General features: G+C 63.8%; 13 protein-coding genes. 10 read left to right on the top strand and 3 right to left on the bottom strand.

Annotation, left to right across the window (positions count from 1 at the left end):
- Window positions 1-9 precede the first annotated feature (9 nt).
- Both G3N59_RS19525 and G3N59_RS19520 read left to right on the top strand, forming a co-directional pair.
- Complete coding sequence (locus tag G3N59_RS19525) at window positions 10-945, top strand: FAD-binding protein (RefSeq protein WP_205984259.1); 936 nt, start codon at window positions 10-12, stop codon at window positions 943-945.
- A 113-nt stretch (window positions 946-1,058) separates the two neighbouring features.
- Window positions 1,059-2,846, top strand: coding sequence for an acyl-CoA dehydrogenase (locus tag G3N59_RS19520; RefSeq protein WP_205984258.1), 1,788 nt, complete (start codon window positions 1,059-1,061; stop codon window positions 2,844-2,846).
- Between the two features lie 81 nt (window positions 2,847-2,927).
- Here the strand turns inward: G3N59_RS19520 and G3N59_RS19515 are convergent, their stop codons facing one another.
- A complete protein-coding gene (locus G3N59_RS19515) occupies window positions 2,928-4,214 on the bottom strand; it encodes a D-amino acid dehydrogenase (protein WP_205984257.1) in 1,287 nt (428 codons plus the stop codon).
- A 178-nt stretch (window positions 4,215-4,392) separates the two neighbouring features.
- Here G3N59_RS19515 and G3N59_RS19510 point away from each other — a divergent pair, with 178 nt between their 5' ends.
- Complete coding sequence (locus tag G3N59_RS19510) at window positions 4,393-4,881, top strand: Lrp/AsnC ligand binding domain-containing protein (RefSeq protein ID WP_027817365.1); 489 nt, start codon at window positions 4,393-4,395, stop codon at window positions 4,879-4,881.
- A gap of 122 nt (window positions 4,882-5,003) precedes the next feature.
- Window positions 5,004-6,170 carry a PA0069 family radical SAM protein gene (locus G3N59_RS19505; RefSeq protein WP_205984256.1) on the top strand — a complete coding sequence of 389 codons (1,167 nt, stop codon included), beginning with the start codon at window positions 5,004-5,006 and terminating at the stop codon, window positions 6,168-6,170.
- Window positions 6,171-6,182: 12 nt separating this feature from the next.
- Here the strand turns inward: G3N59_RS19505 and G3N59_RS19500 are convergent, their stop codons facing one another.
- Together G3N59_RS19500 and G3N59_RS19495 are read right to left on the bottom strand one after the other, a co-directional pair.
- A complete protein-coding gene (locus G3N59_RS19500) occupies window positions 6,183-6,653 on the bottom strand; it encodes a TM2 domain-containing protein (protein ID WP_205984255.1) in 471 nt (156 codons plus the stop codon).
- Window positions 6,654-6,784: 131 nt separating this feature from the next.
- Complete coding sequence (locus G3N59_RS19495; RefSeq protein WP_346777907.1) at window positions 6,785-7,876, bottom strand: sorbosone dehydrogenase family protein; 1,092 nt, start codon at window positions 7,874-7,876, stop codon at window positions 6,785-6,787.
- A 354-nt stretch (window positions 7,877-8,230) separates the two neighbouring features.
- Here G3N59_RS19495 and rpsP point away from each other — a divergent pair, with 354 nt between their 5' ends.
- The 6 genes from rpsP to G3N59_RS19465 all read left to right on the top strand — a co-directional run bounded on the left by rpsP (window position 8,231) and on the right by G3N59_RS19465 (window position 12,575).
- On the top strand, window positions 8,231-8,491 hold the full coding sequence (rpsP, locus tag G3N59_RS19490) for a 30S ribosomal protein S16 (protein WP_205984253.1): 261 nt from the start codon (window positions 8,231-8,233) through the stop codon (window positions 8,489-8,491).
- 76 nt (window positions 8,492-8,567) lie between these two features.
- Window positions 8,568-9,320, top strand: coding sequence for a ribosome maturation factor RimM (gene rimM, locus G3N59_RS19485; protein WP_205984252.1), 753 nt, complete (start codon window positions 8,568-8,570; stop codon window positions 9,318-9,320).
- 34 nt (window positions 9,321-9,354) lie between these two features.
- The gene (gene trmD / locus G3N59_RS19480) at window positions 9,355-10,122 is read left to right on the top strand and encodes a tRNA (guanosine(37)-N1)-methyltransferase TrmD (RefSeq protein WP_205984251.1); all 768 of its coding nucleotides are present in this window, start codon (window positions 9,355-9,357) and stop codon (window positions 10,120-10,122) included.
- 154 nt (window positions 10,123-10,276) lie between these two features.
- Window positions 10,277-10,675, top strand: a complete 399-nt coding sequence (rplS, locus tag G3N59_RS19475; protein ID WP_027817360.1) for a 50S ribosomal protein L19 — start codon at window positions 10,277-10,279, stop codon at window positions 10,673-10,675.
- A gap of 86 nt (window positions 10,676-10,761) precedes the next feature.
- Entirely contained in the window at window positions 10,762-11,457 is a 696-nt protein-coding gene (locus tag G3N59_RS19470) for a CoA pyrophosphatase (protein ID WP_205984250.1), read from the top strand.
- Window positions 11,458-11,636: 179 nt separating this feature from the next.
- Window positions 11,637-12,575, top strand: coding sequence for a CobD/CbiB family protein (locus G3N59_RS19465; protein WP_205984249.1), 939 nt, complete (start codon window positions 11,637-11,639; stop codon window positions 12,573-12,575).
- Window positions 12,576-12,659 lie beyond the last annotated feature (84 nt).

Genomic DNA, 12,659 nt, shown 5'->3' with positions numbered 1-12,659 from the left:
CTAAGTAAAATGACGAATCTGGTTATTGCTGAACACGACGGTCAGTCGATCAAGGTCGCCACGCTGAACACGGTTGCAGCAGCGCAGAAAATTGGCGGCGACGTGCACGTGCTGGTCGCGGGTCACAACGCGCAGGCTGCCGCTGACGCAGCAGCGAAGATCGCCGGCGTTTCGAAGGTCCTGCTCGCCGACGCGCCGCAACTCGCGCAAGGTCTGGCTGAGAACGTCGAAGCGACGGTTCTCGCCATCGCGAAGAACTACACGCACATCCTGGCTCCGGCAACGGCAGCGGGCAAGAACGTCACGCCGCGTATCGCTGCGAAGCTCGACGTCGCGCAGATCAGCGACATCACGGCAGTCGATTCGCCGGACACGTTCGAGCGCCCGATCTACGCTGGCAACGCGATTGCGACGGTGCAATCGGCTGATCCGGTCAAGGTCATCACGGTGCGCACGACGGCGTTCGACGCAGTGGCAGCAGAAGGCGGCAGCGCAGCAATCGAAAAGCTCGAAGCCGCAGCCGACAACGGCAAGGCCGCCTTCGTCGGCCGCGAAGTCACGAAGCTCGACCGCCCGGAACTGACGAGCGCGAAGATCATCGTCTCGGGCGGCCGCGGTCTGGGCAGCGGCGAGAACTACACGCAAGTGCTGGAACCGCTCGCCGACAAGCTCAACGCCGCGCTGGGCGCATCGCGCGCAGCCGTCGACGCGGGCTATGTGCCGAACGACTACCAGGTCGGCCAGACCGGCAAGATCGTTGCGCCGCAACTGTACGTTGCGGTGGGCATCTCGGGTGCGATCCAGCATCTGGCCGGCATGAAGGACTCGAAGGTCATCGTCGCGATCAACAAGGACGAAGAAGCGCCGATCTTCAGCGTGGCCGATTACGGCCTCGTCGGCGATCTGTTCACGGTTGTGCCGGAACTCGTCAAAGAGCTCGGCTAAATCGCGGATATCGCACAGCAGACGCGTGTCATCACATGACGTCTGATACCGGAAAGGGGCGCTTCTAGCGCCCCTTTTTCATTATCGGAATTACGTAGACAGGGAGGACCGATATGTACGACGCACCGATCAAGGACATGCTGTTCGTCATGCAGGAACTCGCGGGACTGGGCGAGATCGCCGCGCTGCCCGGCGCCGAGGACGCCACGCCCGAGACCGTCGAAGCCGTGCTGCACGAAGCCGCGAAACTCTGCGGCGAAGTGCTCGCGCCGCTGAACGCCGAAGGCGACCGCAACCCGAGCCGCTGGGACAACGGCGCGGTCCACGCGACGCCCGGTTTCGCCGATGCGTTCAGGCAATACGTGGCGGGCGGCTGGCAGGGCGTGCAACATCCTCAGGAATACGAAGGACAGGGTTTGACGAAGCTCGTCGGCACGCCCTGTGTGGAAATGCTCAACGCGGCGAATCTGTCGTTCGCGCTGTGTCCGCTGCTGACCGATGGCGCGATCGAAGCGCTGCTCACGGCGGGCAGCGAAGAACAGAAGCTGCGCTTCGTACCGAAGCTGATTTCGGGCGAGTGGACCGGCACGATGAACCTCACCGAACCGCAGGCCGGTTCCGATCTCGCGGCCGTGCGCACGCGCGCCGAACCGCAGCCCGACGGCTCGTACAAGGTTTTCGGCACAAAGATCTTCATCACGTGGGGCGAGCACGATATGGCGGGGAACATCGTCCATCTCGTGCTGGCGCGCACGCCCAGCGCGCCCGAAGGCGTGAAGGGCATTTCGCTCTTTATCGTGCCGAAGTTTCTGATCGACGAGGACGGCACGCCCGGCGCGCGCAACGATGTGCACTGCGTCTCGATCGAACACAAGCTCGGCATCAAGGCGAGCCCGACGGCGGTGCTGCAGTACGGCGACAACGGCGGCGCGACCGGCTATCTGATCGGCGAAGAAAATCGCGGCCTCGAATACATGTTCATCATGATGAACGCCGCGCGTTTCGCGGTGGGCATGCAGGGCGTGGCGGTGTCGGATCGCGCGTACCAGAAGGCGCTCGCCTATGCGAAGGAGCGCGTGCAGAGCCGGCCTGTCGATGGCTCGGCGAAAGCGGCGGTGACGATCATTCATCACCCGGACGTGCGCCGCATGCTCGCCACCATGCGCGCACTGACCGAAGCGGCGCGCGCGCTTGCCTACGTGGCGGCGGGCGAGAGCGACCGCGCGCATCGCGACCCCGACAAAACGCGGCGCGCGCAACATCAGGCGCGCTACGAATACCTCGTGCCGATCGTGAAAGGCTGGAGCACGGAACTGGCGAACGACGTCACGAGCCTCGGCGTGCAGGTGCACGGCGGCATGGGGTTCATCGAGGAAACCGGCGCGGCGCAGTTTTATCGCGACGCACGCATTCTCGCGATCTACGAAGGCACCACGGCGATTCAGGCCAACGACTTGATCGGCCGCAAGACGCTGCGCGACGGCGGGGCGGCGGTGAAGGCCTTGCTCGATGAGATCGCTCAGACGATCGACGCGCTTGGCGCGCAGGAAGGCTCGGCGTTCGAGTCGATGGCGAAGCATCTCGCGCTGGGCCAGCAGGCGCTGGCATCGACGGTCGACTTCGTGCTCGCCAATGCGAAGCGCGATCCGAACGCCGTGTTCGCAGGCAGCGTGCCGTATCTGAAGCTCGCGGGCGTGGTGCTGGGCGGCTGGCAGATGGCGCGTGCGATGCTCGCTTCGCAGCGTCTCATGCAGGCCGATCCGAAGTTCCACGGCGCGAAGATCGCCACGGCGCAGTTCTACGCCGAACATGTGCTGCCGCAGGCGGTGGCGCTGGAAGCGGGCATCGTCAGCGCGAAGGGTGCGGAAGGCGTGCTCGCGCTATCCCAGGATCAGTTCTGAGCTGATTTCGCCTCGCGCAAACAAAAACGGCGGCACGTGTGAACGGGCCGCCGTTTTCGCTACAACCGCTCGAAGCGCGCGTCAGGCGTAAGCCGGACGATGCTCGCCCCGGGTTTCGCCGAGGTAGCGATGCACGGAGAGATCGTCGGCCTTGATGGCGGGCTGCTTGCCCGAGATCAGGTCGGCGAGCAACTGGCCCGAGCCGCACGACATGGTCCAGCCGAGCGTGCCGTGGCCCGTGTTCAGGAACAGGTTCGAGAACGGCGTGCGGCCGACGATCGGCGTGCCGTCCGGCGTCATCGGGCGCAGGCCGGTCCAGAAGCTGGCCTTCGACGTATCGCCGCCGCCCGGGAACAGGTCGTTTACGCACATCTCTAGCGTTTCGCGGCGCGCCTGCTTGAGCGACTTGTCGAAGCCGACGATTTCCGCCATGCCGCCCACGCGGATGCGGTCGTCGAAACGCGTGATGGCGATCTTGTAGGTTTCGTCGAGCACGGTCGAAACCGGCGCGGCGCCTGCGTTGACGATAGGCGCGGTGATCGAATAACCCTTGAGCGGATAGACCGGAATCTTCACGAGACCGGCGAGCATCTTCGTCGAGAACGAGCCGAGTGCGAGCACGTAGGTATCCGCGCGCACGACTTCAGCGCCGCACTGCACACCGGCGACGCGATCGCCTTGCATGACGAGACCGTCGATCGGCGTGTTGTAGCGGAACTTGACGCCCAGTTCGGCGGCCATGGCGGCGAGACGCGTGGTGAAAAGCTGGCAGTCGCCGGTTTCGTCGCCGGGCAGACGCAGGCCGCCGGTGAGCTTGTGCGAGACGGCGGCGAGTGCCGGTTCGGCGCGTTGCAGTTCGGCCGGGGTCAGCAGTTCGTACGGAACGTTCGCGTCCTTGAGCACGGCGATGTCTTTCTGCGCGCCGTCGAATTGCTGCTGGGTGCGGAACACCTGCAGTGTGCCGCCGGTGCGGCCTTCGTACTGGATGCCGGTGTCGGCGCGCAGTGCCTGCAGGCAGTCGCGGCTGTATTCGGCCAGACGCACCATGCGGCCCTTGTTGAGCGCATAGCGCTCGGCCGTGCAGTTCTGCAGCATCTGCCACATCCATTGCAGCTGGAATTTCGTGCCGTCGAGGCGGATGGCCAGCGGCGCGTGCTTTTCGAACATCCACTTGATGGCCTTGAGCGGCACGCCCGGCGCGGCCCACGGCGCCGCATAACCCGGCGAGATCTGGCCGGCGTTCGCAAAGCTTGTCTCCAGTGCCGGACCGGCTTCGCGGTCGATCACCGTGACTTCATGGCCCGCGCGGGCAAGATACCAGGCGCTGGCCACCCCGACCACACCACTGCCCAACACGACGACTCGCATAGCTGCTCCACCAGTTAGATTTGTTTGGGCTACGCCGCTTTACCGGGCTGGAACGCCTGTTTGGGGCGTGTGCAGCGCGCAAGGCATGAAAAATCGGATGTAGCCAGTGATATCGACTATGCTATTGTTCAACGTCCAGATTTTGTTATTGTATTTTTCAGATTTTCAGGAAAAAAACATGAGAACGCAGCGTCAGCCGGTTCGCGCACTCGACCGGCTCGATCACCGCATCCTGAAACTCCTCCAGGAAGATGGCCGCATGGCCATGAAAGACCTGGCCGAGCAGGTGGGGTTGTCGGTGACGCCCTGCATCGAGCGCGTCAAGCGCATGGAGCGCGACGGCGTCATCACCGGCTACTACGCGCGCGTGAATCCCAACGTGCTGGGGGCGGCGCTGCTGGTGTTCGTGGAGATCACGCTCGATCACAAGAGCGGCAATATGTTCGACCAGTTCCGCCGCGAAGTGCAGAAGATTCCCGAAGTGCTCGAATGCCATCTGGTATCGGGCGATTTCGACTACCTGATCAAGGCGCGCATCGGCGAGATGGCGGATTACCGCAAACTGCTCGGCGATATCCTGCTGCAACTGCCGGGCGCGGTGCAGTCGAAGAGCTATGTGGTGATGGAAGAGATCAAGGAAACGCTGACGATTGCGGTCGGCGAATAACGAGACGAACGACGAGGCGAACAACGCCGCAGGCAGCGCGCCTCGGCCCTGTTTTTCCTGCTCGACAAAGCGGTTAAGTACTGTATATTTGTACAGTACTTAACCGCTTTGTACCTTGAGCCGTGAACACCCCGGAATCCGAACGCGAGCCCGAACCCGAAACCTGGTATCCCGTCGCGCCGCCTGCGCCGCGCAAGGGGCGTGGCGCGGTCACGAACCTGCAAGGGCGCTACGAAGTCGATCAGCGCGAAGCCTTCGACGATGGCTGGCTGCACGAGGCGCCCAAAGAGCCTGAAGAAGGCGAAGCGCACGACGAAGGCCAGGCGGACGTTCTGCGCACGCAGGTCTTCGACGAACGCGCGAAAAGCATTCTCACGCGCAACCAGTCGCCCGATATTCCGTTCAGTGTTTCGCTCAATCCATATCGCGGTTGCGAGCACGGTTGTATCTACTGCTTCGCGCGGCCCACGCATAGTTATCTGGGATTGTCGCCGGGGCTGGATTTCGAAAGCCGTCTTTACGCGAAGATCAATGCGCCCGAACTGCTCGCGCGCGAACTCGGCAAGCCGTCCTACGAGCCGGAGCCCATCGCGCTCGGCGTCAATACGGACGCCTGGCAGCCCGTCGAGCGCGATCTGCGTCTGACTCGCCGCGTGATCGAAGTGCTGGCCGCGCATCAGCATCCGTTCGCGGCGATCACCAAATCGTCGCTGATCGAACGCGATATCGACCTGCTGGCGCCCATGGCGCAACGCCGGCAGTTCATGGCCGCCATCACCATCACCACGCTCGACGCCGATATCGCGCGCACGCTGGAGCCGCGCGCCGCCACGCCTGCGCGCCGTCTGCGCACGATCCGCACGCTGGCGCAGGCGGGCATTCCGGTGGGCGTGAGCATCGCGCCGGTGATTCCGTTCGTCACCGAACCGGATATGGAGCGCGTGCTCGAAGCCTGCGCCGAGGCAGGCGCGACCAGCGCGAGCTATATCCTGCTGCGTCTGCCGTGGGAAGTGTCGCCGCTGTTTCAGGGCTGGCTGGAAGCGCATTTTCCGCAGCGTGCGGCGCGCGTGATGAGCCGTGTGCGCGACATGCGCGGCGGCAAGGATTACGAATCGGATTTTTCGCAGCGCATGAAGGGCGCGGGGCTATGGGCCGATCTGCTCAAGCAGCGCTTTCATCAGGCCGTGAAGCGGCTCGGGCTCAACGAGCGGCGTCACGGCATTCTGGATATGTCGGAGTTCATGCGCGAAAAGACCGTGCGCGACAAGCCGCAACTCGATCTGTTCTAAGGCGGCTTCGCGTTACTGCGAGATCGCTTTGGCCGCTTCCACCTGCGATTCGAAGTACGTCTGGAACGACAGCGCGAGGCCGGTCATCAGCAGGAACGCGCCGATCAGCAGCGAGAAGATCACCACGAAGATCACGGTCCAGCCCGAACCGCTCGCGCGCTTGCCGGCGAAGGCGGGGTTGAACTGCGCGTCCCACTTTGCATCGGGACGCAGGCCGTAGACGATCGCGGCCAGAAACGCCGACAGCAGCGAAACCGCGCCGATCACCGCCAGGCCCCAGCCGGGAATCGACGCGCGTTCGCTGGCGACGAGCAGCATCACGCCCGGAATGCCGAGCAGCGTGCCGGCGATATGAGCCCAGCCCCACACGTCGCGCGGGCCATACAGATAGAAGCGATGAGCGCCGAGGCTGCCCAGCAGAAAGGCGAGAGCGGCAGTGAGCGTTTTGTTGCGAAAGCGTGCGGGATTGTTCTGATTGGACATGAGCTGGCGGGTTGTCTCGGAGGGCACGTACATGTAGAGCGGGCTGTCTCGGCCCGCGGGTCATTGTACGTGCGGCGCCCGCGCTGCAGCAGATGCTGGGCCTTATGCCCGGAACAGCTTGCGCCGCCCGATCAAGGCTGCGCGTAAGTGACGCGATAGATCGCGCCCGCGTAGTCGTCGCTGATCAAGAGGGAGCCGTCGGGCAGCGGCAGCACATCGGCGGGGCGGCCCCATTGGGTATCGTCGGGATTGAGCCAGCCCTCGGCGAAGACTTCCTGATGGGCGTGTGCGCCATCGGCATCGGCGGAGATACGCACCACGCGATAGCCCGACTTGCGGCTGCGATTCCACGAGCCATGTTCGGCGATCAAGATGCTGTTGCGATACGCGGCCGGGAACATCGCGCCGGTATAGAAGCGCATGCCCAGCGCCGCCACATGCGCGCCCAGCCTGGCGACCGGCGGCGAAAAGCTGCTGCACGGATGATCCCGGCCGAACTCCGGGTCGCTCACGTTGCCTCCGTGACAATAAGGAAAGCCGAAATCCTCGCCCGGGTGTGCGAGGCGATTGAGCTTGTCGTCGGGGATATCGTCGCCGAGCATGTCGCGGCCGTTGTCGGTGAACCATAGCTCGTGGGTCTGCGGATGCCACGCGAAGCCCACCGTGTTGCGCACGCCGCGCGCGATGGTTTCGTAGTGCGAGCCGTCCGGGTCCATACGGCCGATCATCGCGAAATGCGTGCGCTGCGGGTCGCTGGCGGGCAGGCAGACATTGCAGGGCGCGCCTTGCGGCACGTAGAGCTTGCCGTCCGGGCCGAAGGCGATGAATTTCCAGCCGTGATGGCGCTCGCTGGGCAACTGGTCGGTGACCACGGCCGGTTTCGGCGGATCGTCGAGATGGGTGTCGATGCCGTCGAGCCGCAATATCGACGAAATCGCGGAGACATAAAGCGCGCCGTCGCGCCAGGCCACGCCGACCGGCATGGTCAGACCGCTGGCGACCACGTGGCGCTTCACGAGCTTGCCGTCGCGCAGTTCGAGCGCGTAGACGCGGCCGTCCATGCTGCCCACATACAGAATGCCGTGGGGCGAGAGCGTCATTTCGCGCGCGGCGGGGACGTCGTCGCTGAGCACTGCTATATGAAAGCCCGGCGGCAGCTTGATGCGCTCGATGGGCGGGGCGGCGTGGGCGAGCGGGGCGCTAAAAAGGGTGCTGAACGCGATAAAGAGGCTCGCCGCACATTGAACGGCAGCCGACGATGCGTGCGAACCACAGATCGACCGATCGGGGGCCGCATTGGTTGTGGTTGCTGGGAGCGCCGGGCGAAGCCAACCGATCAAGCGCCCGAATCGTGCAACCCGCGTCCATGGCCGCTGTACCGCCGTCGCACCCGGCCGTATGGCGGCGTTTTCAGCCGATGTTCGATCGCCTTGCATCGTCGCCTTCCTTGCCGTTTTTCAGGCGGCCTTTCTGGTTGAGCTGCGCAGTTTTCAGTTAAGTGTTTGTTATGCCATTGCTTTCGGGCTATAATCGCATGTTTCAGTAGTCCCGAACCCCCGGTTTTCAAGGATTCTAGTATGGTTATCATCCGTCTGGCACGCGGCGGCTCGAAGAAGCGCCCGTTCTACAACATCGTCGCAACCGATTCGCGTAACCGTCGTGACGGCCGCTTCATCGAGCGCGTGGGCTTCTACAACCCGGTCGCTACCAAGGGTGAAACGCTGCGCATCGCTCAAGATCGCGTGACGTACTGGCAAGAAAACGGCGCACAAATGTCGCCGGCAGTTGCCCGTCTCGTGAAGGAAGCGCAAAAGGCTGTTGCTGCTCCGGCTGCTTAAGTCTTTGACGTGTTTTACCCCCGTGCGCGCAGCGTAAGCCGCGTGTGCGATTTCAAGCTGGCTGCGAGGTTTGTCCATGCCCGAGCATGACGACGCAAAAGCGGACGCCAAGGCTACGGGCGCAGTGACGCCGCAGAACAGTGGCAAGGCTGGCGGACGCGCGGCACGGTCCGCACCGGTTTTCGGTGCGTTCGTGCCGTCAGTACGTAAAACGCCGGCGCGCGAAAGCGCGCCCAGTTCGCAGGTTTCGGCTGCCGCCGAAGGTTTGCGAGCCGAAACTCCGGCGAGCTGGCCGGCCGATGCCGTCGAAGTTGGCGCCGTGATCGAAGCCTATGGCCTTAAAGGCGGGCTGAAGATCGCGCCGCACGCGCAAGGCGGCAAAGCCTTGCTGGCGGCGAAGCGCTGGTGGCTCCTCAAGGGCCGCGAGCATCCCGAGCGTCATTCCGCGGTGCGATTGAGCGCCAAGGTGCACGGCGATTCCGTCGTCGGGCAACTGGGCGGCATCGCCGACCGTGACGCTGCTCTGCTTCTGCGCGGTGCGCGCATCTACGTGAGCCGCGCCGATTTCCCTGCGCCGGAAGCCGACGAGTATTACTGGGTCGACCTGATCGGTCTCGACGTCGTCAATGAGACGGGCGTGGAGCTGGGCAAGGTCGCCGACCTGATCGACAACGGTGCTCAGTCGGTGATGCGCATCGAGTACCCGGAAACGGGCAAGGACGGCAAACCCGCCACCGGCGAACGGTTGATCCCGTTTGTCGGCGTATTTGTGAAGACGGTGGACCTGGCGGCGAAACGCATTGTCGTCGACTGGGAAGCCGACTATTAAACCTGCTGTGCTGATTCGCTGAACGGAGAGAGCGATGCAGTTCGATGTCGTTACGCTCTTTCCCGAGATGTTCCGGTCGATTACCGATTGGGGCATCACCAGCCGGGCAGCCAAACAGCAGCGTTACACGTTGCGTACGTGGAATCCGCGCGATTTCACGACCGACAATTACCGCACTATCGACGATCGCCCGTACGGCGGCGGACCCGGCATGGTCATGCTGGCCAAACCGCTGGAAGCCGCGATCGGCGCAGCAAAGGCCGCACAGTCGGAGCAGGGCGTAGCCGCTCCGCGTGTGCTGCTGATGTCGCCGCAAGGCAAGCCGCTCACGCACGAGCGCGCCGTGCAGTTCGCCCAGGAACCCGGTTTCGTGATCCTGTGCGGGCGCTACGAAGCGATCGACCAGCGTCTCGTCGACCGTTACGTGGACGAGGAAGTCAGTCTTGGCGACTTCGTGCTCTCGGGTGGCGAGCTGCCCGCGATGGCGCTGATGGATGCTGTGGTGCGCTTGCTGCCGGGTGTGTTGAACGACGCGCTCTCGGCGGTGCAGGACAGTTTCGTGGACGGTCTGCTCGACTGCCCGCATTACACGCGACCGGAGGAATACGACGGCGTGCGTGTACCCGATGTGCTGCTCGGCGGCCATCATGCGGAAATCGAGCAATGGCGTCGTCGCGAATCGCTGCGCAACACGTGGCAAAAACGGCCTGATCTGATCGCTCGGGCCCGCAAGAACAAGATGTTGAGTCGTGCCGACGAGGCATGGCTCGCTAGTCTCGCGAAGAGCGCGAACGAAGCGTAAAGCTTCGGGCGGGCAGGGCGCGAGGCGCCCAAAGGCGGCGCCGCTTCATGCGTGAACGGCGCCAGTTGTGAATCCATCCTCTATCGGGGCCGTAGTTGCCGGTTTTTCCGTCAACGGGTACGAACGCCGACAAGATGGCTTACGGAGTCAATCCATGAATCTGATTGCAAAACTCGAGCAGGAAGAAATCCAGCGCGTGCTGGGCGAGAAGACCATCCCCGATTTCGCCCCGGGCGATACGGTGATCGTCAACGTGAACGTTGTCGAAGGCACGCGTAAGCGCGTTCAGGCATACGAAGGCGTCGTGATCGCAAAGCGTAACCGCGGTCTGAACTCGGCGTTCATCGTTCGCAAGATCTCGTCGGGCGAAGGCGTCGAGCGTACGTTCCAGACGTACTCGCCGCTGCTGGCAAGCATCGTAGTGAAGCGCCGCGGCGACGTTCGTCGCGCGAAGCTGTACTACCTGCGCAACCTGTCGGGCAAGAAGGCTCGCATCAAGGAAAAGCTGGTGTCGAAAGACCGCGCAGCTGCTCCGGCTGCAGAGCAGGCGTAAAAGCTGTAAGAAAGAAGCACCCTTCGGGGTGCTTTTTTCTTTTTGGCCGCAAAATAATCGCTTGTGCCCGAACCTTGAGTCAGCCGTTGATCCGTCCAGTATTTGAACCCGAAAGTCTGCCGATCGAATCGACAGGCGCCGATCTGCCCCAGGTCGCAGCAGGGCGCCTCACGCCCGACGGACTGCGCGCGCGCTTCGAGCAGCGCCTGCCCTGGGACCCGGAGCCGCAGGAATCCCGTCTCACCGATCTGCGCGATCCGCGCGAAGCCGCCGTCCTGGTGCCGCTCGTGGTGCGTTCGTCCGGTCTTTCGGTGCTGCTCACGCAGCGCGCCGACCATCTCAGCAATCACGCCGGCCAGGTGAGCTTTCCCGGCGGCAGCCGCGAACCGTCGGACGCCACGCCCGTCGCCGCCGCGCTGCGCGAGGCGCATGAAGAAATCGATCTCGATCCCGCGCGCGTCGAAGTGCTGGGCGCGCTGCCCGAGTATCTGACCGGCACGGGCTTTCGCGTAACGCCCGTGGTGGGCCTCGTGCACGAACCGTTTTCGCTGGCCGCCGACTCGCTCGAAGTGGCGAGCATCTTCGAAGTGCCGCTGAATTTTCTGATGAACCCGTCGAACCATCAGGTGCGGCTGTTCCGCTGGGAAGGCGGCGAGCGCCGCTTTTTCGCGATGCCGTATCCGCAACAGGGCGAGGGCGCCGGGGCGGTGGGCACGTCGCACTTTATCTGGGGCGCGACCGCCGGCATGCTGCGCAACTTCTATCGCTTTCTGCTCGCCTGAACACACCTGAGCGCACGAGATTTATCCCGCGATATTGCCGATTCTCGCCGCAATCTTACGACGTTGTTGCGTCTTTGCCGCTCGACGCTCTGGCACATCTGGCCCTGTGATATCGTTGCAACAAATTTTCAGAAAGCCCCTGAAACCCCTTTTGCAACCAGACTTGCACGGCGCGTCGCATGACCTTCTTCTCCGTATTGCTGGCTCTCGTCATCGAACAGGTGCGGGCGCTTTCGCCGAATAATCCGGTGATGGCGCTGGTGCGCCTCAATGCGGAATGGGCCGCGCACGGCTTCGACGCCGGCAAGCAGAAACATGGCCTGATCGCCTGGCTGGTGGTCGTGCTGCCCTGGACGGCGGCCACGGCGCTGGTCTACTACGTGCTCTATCACATCAGCTTCGTGCTGGCGTTCCTCTGGAACGTGGTGGTGGTGTACTTCACGCTCGGTTTCCGGCAGTTCAGCCACTATTTCACCGATATCCACCTCGCGCTGAATAACGACGACGTGCCGCGCGCGCGCGAAATCCTCACCGAATGGACCGGCATCGACGCCGTGGACATGCCCGTGAGCGAAATCGTGCGCCACACGCTCATTCATGCCGTGGTGGCCTCGCATCGACACGTGTTCGGCGTGTTCTTCTGGTTCCTCGTGCCGATCGGGCCGGCGGGCGCGGTGCTGTATCGCCTCTCCGAATACCTCGCGCGCGAGTGGGCGCGTCCGGCCGAAGACCGCACCGAGGCGTTTTCGAATTTCGCGCAGCACGTGTTCTTCGTGATCGACTGGATTCCCGCGCGGCTGACGTCGCTGGGTTTTGCCATCGTCGGTAATTTCGAGGATGCGATCTACGCCTGGCGCAATCACGCGAATCAGTGGCCGGATACCAACGAAGGCGTGCTGCTGGCCGCCGGTAGCGGTGCGCTGGGTGCGCGTCTGTCGGGCCCGCTTGCGGAACAATCGAGCGTCGATGCGCTCGCGCAGCCGGGCGACGGCGGCCCGTACACGGTCGGCGACGACTGCACGCCGCGCACGTTGCAATCGGCGGTCGGTCTGGTGTGGCGCGCGGTGATCCTGTGGATGATCCTGCTGCTGATGCTGACGATTGCCGTCTGGGTCTAGGCGACCCCGTCCAGGCGACCCCGTCTCGGCGACCCCGTCCAGGCGACCCGACATCCGTAAAAAAGCCCGCTCGAAGCGGGCTTT

Origin of the sequence: Paraburkholderia sp. Ac-20340 (assembly GCF_017104965.1) — a bacterium.
In the GTDB taxonomy this organism is placed as follows: domain Bacteria; phylum Pseudomonadota; class Gammaproteobacteria; order Burkholderiales; family Burkholderiaceae; genus Paraburkholderia.
This window is presented reverse-complemented; position numbering and strand designations above follow the sequence as displayed.

Bases quoted from the DNA above. Each gene is read 5' to 3' on its own strand.
- G3N59_RS19520 (WP_205984258.1), top strand. From the start codon at position 1,059: ATGTACGACGCACCGATCAAGGACATGCTGTTCGTCATGCAGGAACTC.
- rpsP (WP_205984253.1), top strand. From the start codon at position 8,231: ATGGTTATCATCCGTCTGGCACGCGGCGGCTCGAAGAAGCGCCCGTTC.
- trmD (WP_205984251.1), top strand. From the start codon at position 9,355: ATGCAGTTCGATGTCGTTACGCTCTTTCCCGAGATGTTCCGGTCGATT.
- G3N59_RS19515 (WP_205984257.1), bottom strand. From the start codon at position 4,214: ATGCGAGTCGTCGTGTTGGGCAGTGGTGTGGTCGGGGTGGCCAGCGCC.
- G3N59_RS19525 (WP_205984259.1), top strand. From the start codon at position 10: ATGACGAATCTGGTTATTGCTGAACACGACGGTCAGTCGATCAAGGTC.
- G3N59_RS19500 (WP_205984255.1), bottom strand. From the start codon at position 6,653: ATGTCCAATCAGAACAATCCCGCACGCTTTCGCAACAAAACGCTCACT.
- rplS (WP_027817360.1), top strand. From the start codon at position 10,277: ATGAATCTGATTGCAAAACTCGAGCAGGAAGAAATCCAGCGCGTGCTG.
- G3N59_RS19510 (WP_027817365.1), top strand. From the start codon at position 4,393: ATGAGAACGCAGCGTCAGCCGGTTCGCGCACTCGACCGGCTCGATCAC.
- G3N59_RS19465 (WP_205984249.1), top strand. From the start codon at position 11,637: ATGACCTTCTTCTCCGTATTGCTGGCTCTCGTCATCGAACAGGTGCGG.
- rimM (WP_205984252.1), top strand. From the start codon at position 8,568: ATGCCCGAGCATGACGACGCAAAAGCGGACGCCAAGGCTACGGGCGCA.